15 protein-coding genes and 1 riboswitch are annotated in these 14,143 nt (G+C 43.1%); all 15 genes read right to left on the bottom strand.

Annotated features, from left to right (window positions below; all coding sequences use genetic code 11):
• Nucleotides 1-98 precede the first annotated feature (98 nt).
• The 15 genes from IRY55_RS02930 to IRY55_RS02860 all read right to left on the bottom strand — a co-directional run bounded on the left by IRY55_RS02930 (nucleotide 99) and on the right by IRY55_RS02860 (nucleotide 14,142).
• Nucleotides 99-572, bottom strand: coding sequence for a glutathione peroxidase (locus IRY55_RS02930; protein WP_194561755.1), 474 nt, complete (start codon nucleotides 570-572; stop codon nucleotides 99-101).
• A gap of 67 nt (nucleotides 573-639) precedes the next feature.
• A complete protein-coding gene (gene ribH, locus IRY55_RS02925) occupies nucleotides 640-1,098 on the bottom strand; it encodes a 6,7-dimethyl-8-ribityllumazine synthase (protein ID WP_194561754.1) in 459 nt (152 codons plus the stop codon).
• Nucleotides 1,099-1,110: 12 nt separating this feature from the next.
• The gene (locus IRY55_RS02920) at nucleotides 1,111-2,304 is read right to left on the bottom strand and encodes a bifunctional 3,4-dihydroxy-2-butanone-4-phosphate synthase/GTP cyclohydrolase II (RefSeq protein WP_194561753.1); all 1,194 of its coding nucleotides are present in this window, start codon (nucleotides 2,302-2,304) and stop codon (nucleotides 1,111-1,113) included.
• A 10-nt stretch (nucleotides 2,305-2,314) separates the two neighbouring features.
• Nucleotides 2,315-2,965, bottom strand: a complete 651-nt coding sequence (gene ribE, locus IRY55_RS02915; protein WP_194561752.1) for a riboflavin synthase — start codon at nucleotides 2,963-2,965, stop codon at nucleotides 2,315-2,317.
• Nucleotides 2,947-4,038: a bifunctional diaminohydroxyphosphoribosylaminopyrimidine deaminase/5-amino-6-(5-phosphoribosylamino)uracil reductase RibD gene (gene ribD / locus IRY55_RS02910; protein WP_194561751.1), complete on the bottom strand. Its 1,092-nt coding sequence runs from the start codon at nucleotides 4,036-4,038 to the stop codon at nucleotides 2,947-2,949. Before ribD ends, ribE begins: the two co-directional genes overlap by 19 nt.
• Nucleotides 4,039-4,096: 58 nt before the next feature.
• Nucleotides 4,097-4,244: riboswitch (FMN riboswitch) on the bottom strand.
• 192 nt (nucleotides 4,245-4,436) lie between these two features.
• Nucleotides 4,437-5,558, bottom strand: a complete 1,122-nt coding sequence (gene ytvI, locus IRY55_RS02905) for a sporulation integral membrane protein YtvI (protein WP_194561750.1) — start codon at nucleotides 5,556-5,558, stop codon at nucleotides 4,437-4,439.
• Between the two features lie 127 nt (nucleotides 5,559-5,685).
• The gene (gene bioA / locus IRY55_RS02900; protein ID WP_408015114.1) at nucleotides 5,686-7,020 is read right to left on the bottom strand and encodes an adenosylmethionine--8-amino-7-oxononanoate transaminase; all 1,335 of its coding nucleotides are present in this window, start codon (nucleotides 7,018-7,020) and stop codon (nucleotides 5,686-5,688) included.
• On the bottom strand, nucleotides 7,020-7,676 hold the full coding sequence (bioD, locus tag IRY55_RS02895) for a dethiobiotin synthase (RefSeq protein ID WP_194561748.1): 657 nt from the start codon (nucleotides 7,674-7,676) through the stop codon (nucleotides 7,020-7,022). Before bioD ends, bioA begins: the two co-directional genes overlap by 1 nt.
• Nucleotides 7,673-8,242 carry a biotin transporter BioY gene (locus tag IRY55_RS02890; protein ID WP_194561747.1) on the bottom strand — a complete coding sequence of 190 codons (570 nt, stop codon included), beginning with the start codon at nucleotides 8,240-8,242 and terminating at the stop codon, nucleotides 7,673-7,675. The genes bioD and IRY55_RS02890 overlap by 4 nt, the downstream gene beginning before the upstream one ends.
• Before the next feature lie 151 nt (nucleotides 8,243-8,393).
• Nucleotides 8,394-9,158, bottom strand: a complete 765-nt coding sequence (locus IRY55_RS02885) for an SDR family oxidoreductase (RefSeq protein ID WP_194561746.1) — start codon at nucleotides 9,156-9,158, stop codon at nucleotides 8,394-8,396.
• Nucleotides 9,159-9,169: 11 nt separating this feature from the next.
• Nucleotides 9,170-10,174, bottom strand: a complete 1,005-nt coding sequence (locus IRY55_RS02880; RefSeq protein ID WP_194561745.1) for an ABC transporter substrate-binding protein — start codon at nucleotides 10,172-10,174, stop codon at nucleotides 9,170-9,172.
• Between the two features lies 1 nt (nucleotide 10,175).
• Nucleotides 10,176-10,922 carry an ABC transporter permease gene (locus IRY55_RS02875; RefSeq protein ID WP_194561744.1) on the bottom strand — a complete coding sequence of 249 codons (747 nt, stop codon included), beginning with the start codon at nucleotides 10,920-10,922 and terminating at the stop codon, nucleotides 10,176-10,178.
• Entirely contained in the window at nucleotides 10,915-11,646 is a 732-nt protein-coding gene (locus tag IRY55_RS02870; protein WP_194561743.1) for an ABC transporter ATP-binding protein, read from the bottom strand. The genes IRY55_RS02875 and IRY55_RS02870 overlap by 8 nt, the downstream gene beginning before the upstream one ends.
• 16 nt (nucleotides 11,647-11,662) lie before the next feature.
• On the bottom strand, nucleotides 11,663-13,126 hold the full coding sequence (locus IRY55_RS02865; protein WP_194561742.1) for an acyl-CoA reductase: 1,464 nt from the start codon (nucleotides 13,124-13,126) through the stop codon (nucleotides 11,663-11,665).
• Nucleotides 13,078-14,142: a LuxE/PaaK family acyltransferase gene (locus IRY55_RS02860; RefSeq protein WP_194561741.1), complete on the bottom strand. Its 1,065-nt coding sequence runs from the start codon at nucleotides 14,140-14,142 to the stop codon at nucleotides 13,078-13,080. Before IRY55_RS02860 ends, IRY55_RS02865 begins: the two co-directional genes overlap by 49 nt.
• Nucleotide 14,143: the final 1 nt, after the last annotated feature.

Here is a 14,143-nt window from a genome sequence, read left to right as displayed (position 1 = left end):
CATGAAATCAACCGTTACAATTTGATTTCATGCGTTTTCTTTTTTGAAAATTTTATCGCTTTATGAAGTTTCGTCTTCCATTTCTATCTCTTTTTACTTCACAACAGTTGTTCGATCGGCTTTTCGATCGATTCCGGTTTCGTTTGTGGCGCGAATCGGTCGACGACTTCTCCGTTACGGTCGATTAAAAATTTCGTGAAATTCCATTTAATTTTATCTCCGAACATGCCACCTTTTTGATCTTTCAACCATGTGTACAATGATGCTTCATTGTCGCCATTCACTTCAATTTTTGAAAACATCGGGAAGGTCACTCCGTAGTTGATACTACAAAATTGTTCAATTTTATCATCACTTCCTGGATCTTGACCTCCAAATTGATTACACGGGAAACCTAAAACGACAAGACCTTGTTCTTTATACTGCTGATACAATGTTTCAAGCCCTTCGAATTGTGGCGTAAAACCACATTCGCTCGCTGTATTGACGACGAGTACAACTTTTCCACGAAATTGTTCGAAGTCTACTTCATTTCCTTTAATATCGGGCATTTTAAAATTGTAAAATGTCATGTCTATCATCCTTCCTTTACGCTACTCTTAGTGTACCCGTTTTTTAGAATTTTAGACATGTAAACCGTTAAAATTGGCGAAGAATGTTTGCCATTTCAATCGCAGCGATTGCCGAATCCCATCCTTTGTTGCCTGCTTTCGTTCCTGCGCGTTCAATCGCCTGTTCGATCGTTTCTGTCGTGACGACACCGAAAATCGTCGGCACTCCTGTTTCCATATTGACGTGTGAGACACCTTTCGCTACTTCGTTACAAACGTAATCGTAATGTGTCGTCGCCCCGCGAATGACCGTGCCTAATGTGACGACCGCATCGTACTTTCCGCTTTGCGCCATTTTTTTCGCCACGATTGGAATTTCAAATGCGCCCGGTACCCACGCGACATCCACATCTTCTTTTTCGACACCGTGACGGTAGAGCGCATCTTCTGCCCCACTTAGCAATTTGCTCGTAATAAATTCATTGAATCTTCCGACAACAATTCCTACTTTTAATCCTGTTCCAACGAGTGATCCTTCGTATACCATATTCATTTCCTCCTAGTTTGTTAAAATATGTTCTAATTTTTGTTTTTTCGTTTCCATATATTTTGCATTTTCTTCTTTTAACGGCAGTTCTAATGCGACGCGCTTCGTCACTTGTAAGCCATGTCCTTCAAGTCCCGCAATTTTGCGTGGGTTGTTCGTCAACAAGTGCAAAGTACGCAATCCGAGATCCGCTAAAATTTGAGCACCGATGCCGTAGTCGCGCAAGTCGTCTGGAAATCCGAGCGCAACGTTCGCTTCGACCGTATCGAGCCCTTCTTCTTGCAGTTTGTAAGCGCGCATTTTATTGACGAGTCCAATGCCTCGCCCTTCTTGGCGCATATAAAGTAAAACACCTTCTCCGGCCGCTTCAATTTGACGCATCGCTGCATCGAGTTGCGGACCGCAGTCACAACGTCTCGAACCGAACACGTCTCCCGTTAAACATTCCGAATGGACACGTACGAGCACGTCTTCTTTCCCCGCTACGTCCCCTTTAACGAATGCGATATGTTCTTGATTCGTCAGTTTCTCGACATATGTCACCGCACGAAACTCTCCGTAATCGGTCGGCATTTTCGTCTCGACAATCCGTTCGATCAGTCGTTCTTCATGTCGACGGTACTCGATCAATTGCTCGATCGAAACGATGACGAGATCAAGTCGCTCGGCAATTTTTGCTAAGTCTGGAAGTCGTGCCATCGTGCCGTCTTCATTCATAATTTCACAAATGACACCGACTGGTTCACTACCCGCCAATTTCGCAAAATCGACAGCCGCTTCCGTATGGCCTGCACGTTTCAACACGCCACCACGTTTGGCGATGAGCGGAAAAATATGCCCCGGTCGTTTAAACTCTTCAGGTCGGGCATCTTTCGCAAGCAGTCGTTCGATCGTCGTCGCCCGTTCAAAAGCTGAAATGCCCGTATGACAACTTTCGTGATCGACACTTACCGTAAACGCCGTTCCGTACGGGTCACTATTGTTCGTCACCATCGGATTAAATTGGAGCGTTTCTGCCCGCTCTTCTGTCATCGGCACACAAATTAATCCGCGTCCTTCTGTCGCCATAAAGTTCACCATTGCACCATCTGTAAATTCAGCTAATGATACGAAATCCCCTTCATTTTCACGATCTTCATCATCGACGACGATAATCGCTTTACCACGCTTCAATTCTTCTATCGCTCGTTCAATTGTCGCAAACATAAAACCCCTCCTATACAAATCCATTTTGCATTAATACGTCCATCGTTACACCGCTTGATTGAGTCGTTTGTTCTCTTGCTGTCAACAGTTCATCGATATATTTCGCAAACATATCACACTCGATATTTACCGGATCGCCGACATCTTTCGCTCCTAATACCGTATCGCGTTCAGTCGTCGGGATGAGCGAAATGATAAATCCTCGCTCCGTCACACCAAATAAAGTGAGTGAGGTCCCGTCTACCGCTACTGAGCCTTTTTGAATGAGGTAACGGCGAAACGGTTCTGGAATATCAATTTCGACGTAACGCGCATTATCTTTACGACGCGTCTTCACGATTTGACCGACTGTATCGACATGCCCCGATACGAAATGACCGCCAAATCGGTCTCCCGCAGCGAGCGCTCGCTCTAAATTGACCGCACTTTGTGTGCTGAGTGAGCCTAATGTAGTCGCTTTCATCGTTTCATGCATAACATCTGCGGTAAATGTATTCGCTCCGAGCGTTTCCACTGTTAAACAAACACCGTTCACGGCGATGCTGTCACCAATTTTTGCATCTTGTAACACTTTTTCTCCAGTAATCGTCAATTTCATGCCGGCAGAAGAAGGTTGAATCGCACGAATAGCGCCGATTTCTTCTATAATTCCTGTGAACATGAATCGTCCTCCTTTTCGAATTGAGCATACGCTAAAATATCAGGACCGACTTGTGTCACTCGTTCAAATTGGAGCTTCGTACTGTCATTCATTTCTGCACGGTCCGACGTAAATAAACTCGGTCCGTTCCCGATCAATTTGGGCGCGATGAAAACGTACGCATCTTGCGCTAATCGTTCTTCGATCATACTCGCATGAATGGACGGACCACCTTCGACAAATAGCGTCATAATACCTTCTTCACCTAATTTTTTTAAAACGGTGCGCAAAAAAGGACGTGACGGGTCAATGCGTTCGACTCGTACGAAATGAGAAGGATACGCAACATTTCGGTCGCTCGTCGTAAATATGATCGTTTGTACCGCTCCATCGGTCACAACATTTGCATCGATTGGCGTTTGAAGTCGCCGATCTAAAATAATTCGTATGGGATGTTTTCCACCTTGGGGTAATCGGGTGGTTAAAAATGGGTTATCATCTAAAACAGTGCCGCTTCCGACGAGAATCGCATCGTATTGGTGGCGGAGTTCATGCACGTGGTGACGCGCTTCCGCAGATGTGATCCATTTGCTGTCGCCACGGGATGTGGCGAGTCGACCATCGAGGGTGATGGCTGCTTTCAATGTCGTATAAGGCATTCCTGTTTGTATGTAATGAAAAAATGGTCGATTCAACATGTTTGCTTCTCGTTCGCATAAACCAACGTCCACTTCTATACCAGCTGCGCGCAACTTCTCAATTCCGCGCCCTGCGACTCGTTCGTTCGGATCAACCGTCGCCACGATGACGCGGCGGATTCCGCTTCGAATAATCGCATCGCTACAAGCTCCTGTGCGTCCCGTATGGGAACACGGCTCTAACGAGACGTATAAATCCGCTCCTTGCGCTCGGTCTCCTGCCATTTGTAAAGCGTGGACTTCCGCATGAGCATCACCGGCTCTTAAATGCGTCCCGATTCCTAAAATTTCTCCCTGCTTGACACATACTGCGCCAACAGAAGGATTCGGTGACGTTTGGCCGATCGTCTCTTTCGCTAACTGTAATGCAAACTGCATATAGTGTAAATCTGTCATTGGCATCGCCTCCTCTTGTACGTCATATACGAACAGAGGCATGTTGAAAAAACACGACATTTTCCTTCTCCCATCCAGACTTTAACTGTCGGTGCTGGAATTTCACCAGCTCAACCGCTCGCGATATGCTTGCGGGTCACGGACTGTCGAACCTATTCGTTCGAGTCACCGTCGGTAAGGAATTGCACCTTGCCCCGAAGGAAAAAACATCTTGTGAAAAACTGTATCACAGCATTCTGAAAAATGCAAAGTCTTTTCTTTTATTATTTTTAAATAACTAATTATTATTTTAAAAATTTTTTATTCTATCTATATCCATATTTTAAAATACTTTCATAATGATAAAGAAAATAAAAAAGCGCCAAAAATGAAAGGGATTCACTTTTGACACTTTCCATTTACCCTATTTTTTCTTTCCGTTTTTTCGGAACAGGTTTCCACCAATTCATATTTTCTGTCTTATTGAAATTGATGACCATCACGGTAACGATCGGCGCAAAAATCATACCGATAAATCCGAATACTTTCAGTCCGACATACATGACAAATAAAGCTAAAACAGTGTTTAAACCAAGTTTCGTTCCGACAACTTTCGGTTCCATCACATTGCGTACGAGCGTCACAACTCCGTAAATGACCGCAAGTTGAATGCCTAATGTAATATTTCCATTTAAGAAGGCAATGATGATCCACGGAACCATAATCCCTCCCGTACCGAATACCGGAATCATATCAAAAATGGCAATTCCGGCTGCAATTCCTATAGCGTTCGGTAATCCAATAATTAAAAATCCGATCGCAAGTTCAACGAATGTTATTGATGCAATAATCATATATGCTTTAATATAATCAAAAACACTTTTACCAAAACTGTTTTTTACTTTACTTAAGAACGTAATGGTTTTCGGTTGCAATTGAGCGAGGAAAAATTGTTTTAATTGATCGAAGTCCCAAATGATAAAAATAGAAGCGAGTAAAGCAAATGACACCGTAATGAAGAAGCTCGGTAAAGAAAGTGAGAAAGATGTAATAATCCCTGCTAAATCTCCTGACCATGAAATGATCGCATTCGTAATTGATTTTAAAACATCATTTAACATCGAGCGATATTGCGATGATAATTCAGGTGAAATGCGCGCAAATATCGCTTCACTCCACTCTTTCACTTTTTCGAGCGCTGGCAAAATGCTATCGTAATAAAGATGAGGCGCTTGTTTTACCGCATCTCCAATCCACCCTAAACTTTTAAAAACGAGCCAAGTGATGAGGCTACCGATTAAGGTGTATAGGGCGAAGATGACGATGAGCGCCCACACTCTCACATTGTGAAGTGGTGTCCTTTTCGTCAACCAACGAACGATCGGCATACAAACGGCAGCGATTAAAAAAGCGATGACAAAGGGCATGATGACAGGAAATACATATTTGAAAAATAACACAATCAACGTTAAAATAATCGCGATATATGCGACACGTATAATAAACGTACGTTGTTTTTCAGTGCGAGTCGTAGTGTCCATAACAGTCTCCTTTTATATTATTTCAATATATTTATAGCATATACTATTTATTCCCTTTTTTCCTTCTAATAAAACAAAATAGTTGAAAAGAAGTACAAAAAAGCGCGTCTCATCGACGCGCTTTTTATCATTTTGACTGTTGAATCGCTTGAATAACGATGGTGAACAGTCGTTTCAATTCATCATGGGACATCATCAGAACAGGAACAATCGTTAAAATGGAGCCGAGATTGCGGATGATGAGTCCTTCTTCTTTACAAATCTCTAAAATACGTACGACACGCGCAGCATCAAGCGGCGTTTTAGCCTGTTGGTTTGACACGAGTTCGACCCCGATCATTAACCCTTGCGCTCGCACGTCACCGACTTCTTCCATTTGTCGTAATGCGTCTAAATACGGCTCAATGTACTCGATACTCGATTGCACGTGAGCGATAATTTGACGCTCGTCAAATAGCTCCAAATTGCGAAGTGCTGCGCGACACGTCACTTGATTTCCGGTATACGTGTGACCGTGTAAAAACGTTTGATCGCCGTATCCGTCTCCTAAAAACATATTGTAAATCTCATCCGACGCCACCGTCGCAGCGAGCGGTACATAACCACCCGTTAAGCCTTTCCCGAGACAAATAATATCCGGGATGACGTCTTCTTTTTCAATCGCAAAGAGCGTGCCGGTACGGCCAAATCCGACCGCTACTTCATCGATGATTAATAAAATATCGTATTTGCGACAAAGTCGTTCGACACCTTTTAAAAATCCGTCTGGATGACGCAACATCCCTGCTGCTGCTTGCATGAGTGGCTCTAAAATGAATGCTGCAATTTGTTCGTGATGGCGTTCCATCACGTGTTCAATTTCATCAAGCACACGGTCCCGCGCTTCTTCTTCGGATTCCACATCCATTCGATACGTATGCGGTGTATTCACTTTTAAACTTTTAAAGAGAAGCGGTTCAAAAACGCTATGGAATAAATCAACGCCTCCTACACTAATCGAGCCGATTGTATCTCCGTGATACGCTTCTTTCAATGATAAAAATAAGTTGCGGTCTTTGTAGCGTTCGCCGTCTTTATTTTTCCAATATTGATACGCCATTTTAAGCGCGATTTCAATCGCTGCCGATCCCGTATCTGAGTAAAATGTTTTATTTAAGTTTCCAGGTAATCGTTTCGCTAATTGTTCCGCCAGTAAGATTGACGGGACATTCCCAGCACCGAGTAACGTGGAATGTGCGATTTTTCCGAGTTGGTCGATGATCGCTTCATTCATCGATGCATCATTATGTCCGTGCACATTCACCCAAAGCGAGGCATAACCGTCCAAATACCGATTGCCTTCCGTATCGATTAAATACGAGCCCTCTCCTCGCTCAATGACGAGGGGATCTGATTCAATGTATTGTTTCATTTGTGTAAACGGATGCCATACGTATTCTTTATCTAATTGTTTTAAGTCCATCATAATTCCTCCCATTGTAATTCGTACTGCAACATTTCAACCGATGTCGTAAAGTGGGGAATCGTCGCCCACTTTTTAGGTTGCACGAGATGCGTAATCGTTTCGACATTGTCCCGTTCCATCTTTGACGAGGCATCGTAACGATTAAATAGTACCCCTTCAATTGGTAACCCTTGCGACACCGCATAACTCGCTGTCGTCACCGCATCATGAATCGACCCGAGCTTCGTGCCGAAAACGAGATAGATCGGTATTTGAAGCGCTTTCACAAAGGCGTCTGTTAACACGTAATTTGCTCCGCGTTGCACGAGTGGAACCGCAAGCCCTCCCGCTCCTTCAATCAATGTCGTATCATAACGCGACGCGATTTGTTCAATTCGCGTTTGAATGTCAGCTAAATCGACATCCATTTCCGATTCCTTCAATGCTAAATGTGGCGAACAAGCAGGTGGTAATGCGATGAATGGTTCGTGCTTTATATGTAAATAATCTTCAAACCACGCGAGGTCTGGATAACGCTTTGTCGTTTCATCCAATCCAGTTTGAAATGGCTTCACGACTGTCACCGTTCCTTGGCGCTCATACCATTTAGCTAAAACGGTCGTCGCTACGGTCTTTCCGACATCCGTTCCAATCCCTGTTACAAAATAGTTCATGCGAATGCACGTCCTTTCATTTTTTCTGTATATGGAATAAGGCGCATAACGAGTGCTGCGCATAATAGAGATAATAATAAGTCACCAGGCATCGGGATTAAAAATCCGTATAAAAAGGCATGCGTTAATGTGATCGCTTCTGCACCTACGACGAGTTGCAAGTTCGCCCACATCCAAATGCTTCCGATAATATAGAGTAAAATAACGCCGATAAATTGATGCAAGGCGATTTTAGCGAATGTTTTTTCCTCGAGACGTTCGACTGCCCATCCGACATAAAATCCTGCTACTGCAAACCCTACGATGTATCCGAATGTCGGTACAAATAGATAGCCGAGCCCCCCTCCCGCAGCAAATACAGGCAATCCGATTAACCCTAAAGCGATGTAGACGAGTTGACTGTATCCGCCTACTTTCCATCCGAATAAAGACGCGCCAATATACACCGCCGCAATTTGCAAAGTGAAAGGTACGAACGGAATCGGTATTTTAATAAATGCGCCGATTACACTCAATGCCGCAAAAATCGCAATGAATGCTAATGTTGTCGTTTCATTTCTTCTCAATTAGTTTCACCTCATTAGTTAACTTATTATTAAATTTAGTTTACACAATAAATGATGAATGATTTAAGCTTTATTGTCAACCCTATTTTTATAAAAGTTAACTGAAATAAAAAAATACACAACCCTTCCTAAAAGAAAGGTTGTGTATCGTTTAGTACATCGATAAACCGCCGTCGACTGTTAATGTTTGCCCTGTTACAAATTTCGCTTCTTCCGATAAAAAGAATAAGACGGGACCGACAATATCTACAGCAGTAGCAAGTCGTTTGAGGGGAGTATCTGCGATAATGCGTTCACGCACTTCTCGTTTCGTATGGCGACTCGTATCGGTCGGATAGACGAGTCCAGGTGCTACATTGTTCACTGTAATCCCGAAAGCTCCCGCGTCTTTCGCGAGTTGACGGCTATACGTTTCAATCGCGCCTTTTGCTGTCGCATAATCAGCATAACTGATGCGAGGATCATGCATTAAATTCGTCAAAATATGCACGATGCGCCCTCCTGATTTTTCAAGTAGTGGGAAAGCGTGTTGATTGAGTTGAACGACAGGACGTAACGAACCTGTCAACTGTTCATGAAAGGATTCCCACGTTACATCTAAGGCGAACGTTCGCTTTTCAGGGTCAAAAGCATAGGAACGAAAAGCATTGTGGACAACACCATGTAATTGCCCGTATTCCATTTCAATATCTGCGAGCATGCGACGCACGTCCTCTTCGTTCGTTACATCCGCTTGATACGCCCACGCGTCTCCACCGAATGAGACAATGTCACGTTCGGTTTGTTCAGCCGCTTCTGTATTATTCAAATAATTCACGATAACTTGTGCACCTTGTTTAGCAAGTGCGAGCGCAATTTCACGACCAATTCCGCGCGAAGCTCCTGTCACGAGCATTACTTTTTGATCGAATCTCATCTTGTCACATCCTATGGTAATAAATCATTTGTTACATATTGCTCAATCTCTATTTTATTTTCGATTAATCCTAATTGTTCATACACATCGATGGCATGTTGCATCTCTTCTAAATCGATATAGCCGAGTGGATGTTCCGCTTTTGATTGTTGAGAAGAGCGATTGCGAATGTCAATAATCGCTTCATTTTGCTCGATATCTTGACCATCGATCGCATATGTTTTCGCTAATTGAGCCGCTTCTTGCGGATTTTCCATCATCCATTCCGCACTGCTTCGATACGCTCGTAAAAAATCTTTTAATAATGCTTCATTTTCTTCATAGTACTCGCGTGTGACGACAAATAAATCGCTCGAGAAGTTTAAATAATCTTTCACTTCAAACACTTTATAATCGTCCAAACCTTTTTGCTTTCCAATATGCAAGCCCGTATCGGTCGCTGCTGTTGCATCAACTTGTCCTTGCATGAGAGGAGCAAAATTAAGCAAGCCTGTTTCCACAATGGTCACATCGTCTTCCGTTAAACCCGCTTCATGTAATAAAATTAATAAGTTCTCTCTCGTCCCACTCGCTAATGAATAAACCCCGATCGTTTTGCCTTTTAAATCTTCCGGACGTTCAATCCCTGAATCTTCTTTCGTCACCACATTGAATACATTTTGGGGATAAATATTATAAATCGCTACGAGATCTTCCCCTTGATTCAAGGCATTAAAATAAGAACCAGCATCAGTAAAGGCGATATCTGCATTATTTGCTAAAATGTTTTTAATCGCATCTCCTCCCCCTGCTCCTGGGATAAATTCCAAATCAAAGCCTTCATTTTTGAAAAACTTTGTTTCTTCATCCGCTAAAATATTCGTTTGTTCTGTAATCGGTTGAGACCAACTTGCCATTCGAATTTGTTTATTTTCTGTTGCATTTTCTTTTTCTACTTCTTGTTCTTCTTTTTGTTGTGAACATGCAGCAAGAAGCAACACACTCACTAGCAATACAAACCAACTTATTTTTTTCATTTTATTCTCTCCTTAAATAACGGCGTAACCCATACGTTTCAATCATGTGAACGAGACCGTACAGCATCATGCCGAGCAAAGTTAAATTGATTAATACCGCAAACATGAGCGGTGTATTCATCGTGCCTTGAGAAGCGATAATGAGCGCTCCTAATCCTTCATTCGCCCCGATAAATTCTCCAACAACAGCACCGACGACCGCTAAAATGACCGACACACGAAATCCTGACATAATGTGAGGGATGCCGTTTGGAATTTTGAGACGCATTAAAATTTGAAAACGAGAAGCTTGCATCATTTTGAATAGTTCAATTTGTTCACGCTTCACTTGATGCATCGCGCGCAATGTATTTTCAAGAATCGGGAAGAAACAGACGAGCGCTGTAATGACCACTTTTGACGTCATACCAAACCCGAACCATAAAATAAATAAAGGAGCGAGTGCTAATTTAGGTACAGCTTGGCTCATGATGATGTAAGGCTGTAAAAATTGGCGCATCATGCGTGACTCCCCCATCATAATACCGAGGCCAAGTCCAAAAACAGTACCGATGGATAAACCGTATACAATTTCGCGTAACGTGCGCGAAACATGTGGCCAAAAATAGCCGCTCGTCCACCCGTCTACAAAAACAGATCCAACAACGAGCGGACTCGGCAATACGAGTTCACTCATTGATAAAGATGCGCGATGCCAAAGCCAAATCAAAAGGATAAAGAAGGCGAAATGAAACATATACTTACGCATATGCCCCCTCCAATACCGAACGCAACAATCGCTTATAAGACAGCGCTTGTTCTGTATCACGTCGCACTATTTGCTCACGCAACGGATTTTGTTCTTCATAAATGAAACGTCCCGCTTCCATCACTCGAATTTCATCCGCTATGATGATCGCTTCTTCGATATCATGCGTAATAAAAATAACCGTCATCTCTCGCTCTTGAACGAGAGCGACTAAATCATCTTGCAATTGTTCTTTCGTCATGACATCTAGTGCGCTGAATGGCTCATCTAAAAATAACACGCGAGGATTAGTCATTAAAGCTCGGCAAAGCGCAACACGTGATCTTTGTCCGCCCGATAGTTCGTCAGGATAGCGCTCGGCTAATGCTCCAATCCCCATTTGACTCAGTAAGTGCAAAGCTCGCTTTTCAAGCATGGCATCTTTTCTATGTCGAATCACAAATGGCATACAAACATTTTGTAAAACCGTTTGCCACGGGAGTAAATTCGGATTTTGAAACATGTAACTAAATGAAGCATCTGGATGGCGTAGAGATTGTTTATCGTACATAATATGACCGTTTGTCGGTGTCAATAATCCGCTCGCCAATTTAAGCAAGGTCGTTTTTCCACAACCACTTTTTCCTAAAATGCTGTATACGGTCCGCTCGCGAAATGTCGTCGTCAAATCGGATAAAATCCGTTCTGTTTCGTACGCATAGGACACTTTTTGCAATTGTAACAATGAAATCTACCTCCTCTTAATCGCGATACGAAACGTATCGTTCGCTTTCATGTAATACAGAGGCGTCAATATCGCACATTCGCACAAAGTCTAGCAAACTGAAGCGCCCGTCATGATGCCAACCTGCCTTTGTCTCCGTCATCGTTCCGACAGCAGCAAAACGAGTGACGCCAATAGCACCTAATGATTCCGTCCAAGCTTGCATACGCTCACGTGACATATGAATACTCGCCGTTTGTAAATAATGGCGATACGGGCGTAATACATGCGTTAGCTGGTTCATGTCTTCATACGGCATGACCGTGACATGGCGATTCAATGGGCTCGGTTCAATGCGCACATCCGGCTCATATTTCACACTGAAACGACCGCGTTCATCTTTCAGTAAAAAACTATCACTTTGTAATGCACGAATGGATGCTTCACTATAAAAACGTTGAATTTGTTGCTTATCGGCCAATGTCGCTTCTTGAATTGGATAACGCACGTCTAACTGGCGCAATTCATGATACAAAGCGTGCGCTACACGTTCTGCTGACCATTTTCCTCCTGCTTCTACAAAGAAAAAATGAGGCGAGTAACATCCTTGCTGATCAAAAGCGGCGACATCTTTTGCCATCCTAGCAACCGTTTCCGCAATGTGATAATGATTCAATGTCTCTTTCCCGATCACCCCGAAACTCATTTTATGACCGTATCCGAGAAAACGTGTCGTCACAGGAACTTCACGTGCAATCGTCGCTAATGTGTCATTATGTCCATAAGCGACGACGACTTCAGACGCTTCGTACAATTTATATCGAAATGAAGCATCGTATGGATACGTCATGATGGCTATCGCTTCACTTATGGAAGGGGCAATGCTCGACAAAGCTTGCGCAAAAGCTGATGCGACAAATGGCTCACGTGTCGACACGCGACCGATTAAAGGACCTTTCGTCAATAAATTGGATATGAGACTCCAAAGAGACACTCCTGGAACATTTCCTGACCAAATGTGCGTCGTCAATACAGGAGCATATGCTTTTGCTAATCCCCCTGTGACACGCGGTTGAAATGTATCCAGTACGTGGTAATTTCCAAAGTCCTCTACTAAAAAGCGACGCAATTCTTCCGCACGAAACTGACGTAAATAAGACGACAATTGCTGTTTGACAAATGCATTATCATAAGCTCCGTACCTTGTTAAATCACATTCTAGTTGCTGGCGTATAACGCTATTTCGATCAAGTAATAGGTGAATCGCTTGATCGATTGCGCAAATGATTTGTTCCACGGTATGTTTTGCTAATTCAACGACAGCTTCCTCACGCATATAATGAATGAGCGCATCCATTTCCGCATCACTCATCGTATAGGCTTCTCGCTCTTCATAAAGAAGAACTCGTTCTGCCCGCGTCTGAAAACGCTTAGGAACGTGACCGATTACGTTCATACGTCTTGCACCGCCTGTAAAAAGTCCGATAATTGAACGGAGCAACCTTTCGCTTCCGCACCTTCTGCACGCCCAAGCAAAATGAATCCTTCTTCCGTTTCATACCCGACATCTTCCGTCATGACCGCAATGACAGAATTGACATTTGCTAAATCATAGTGAACGATAATTCCAGTCTCGCCAAATGGGACATCTTCTTCCGTTAACGGATCGATAATGCGCGTCTTCATCCATGGCGGTCCTATTTTTACAGAAGGAACTCGCGCATTTCCCCGGTCGTAATATTGCGTACTCAACTCCGACATGCCGTACATGTTTAGGCAAGAAGAACGCGGAACGTCAAACATAGTAGCTAAACGCTCATAAAACGTATTTAAATCTAGTGCTTCCGATTGATTTTTGTATCCACCCGTATCAAAAATTCGACTTCCTTCTGGCAATGGATACATCGCGTCTTGAAATTGTTCAAAAACGTGTACATAGCTATAAGAAGCACCGAGTAATAAAACGGGAACTTGGTCCTTTTGAGCACGCTGTAAAAATTCAGCAAACGCGTCGTATTGAATCCCTGTTTCATCGATAAAATATCCGCTCGAAGCATCTCCATAGTGCTCATAAATCCAATTTAAATAGTGGGCGAGGCTACTGTTCGGCATGCTTTCTCTACTTGGAAAAATAACCCCGATTCGCCATTTATCGCTCCCTTGTAATACGAACTGGCGCACTGTCTCATCCATCGACGCATTGTAAACATCTAAATGAGCATGATAATGTTTACCTCGCTTTCCAGAAGTAGAGCCACTCGTCATAAAACAAGCTGCTGTCTCTTCCACTGGTTTCCGGCTCAATGTTAAATGTTTGAACGCATCGACAGGCACAAACGGAATTTGATCCCACTTCTTCACATTGCGCAATGTCTTTCCCTTTTGACGACAAAACTTTTGATATGGCATATTCTCTTTAAATTGTCGTTGAAAGAGCTGTATCATTAACTCGTTTAATCGTTCTTCGTCTCGCTCATTTTGTTGAATAAATGCGATAATTTCTCGTTCCACTCTCATC

This window comes from Savagea serpentis (assembly GCF_015351395.1).
GTDB classification, from domain to species: domain Bacteria; phylum Bacillota; class Bacilli; order Bacillales_A; family Planococcaceae; genus Savagea; species Savagea serpentis.
Note: the sequence above shows the minus strand (reverse complement) of the source record. Positions and strands in the feature narration are given on the sequence as shown.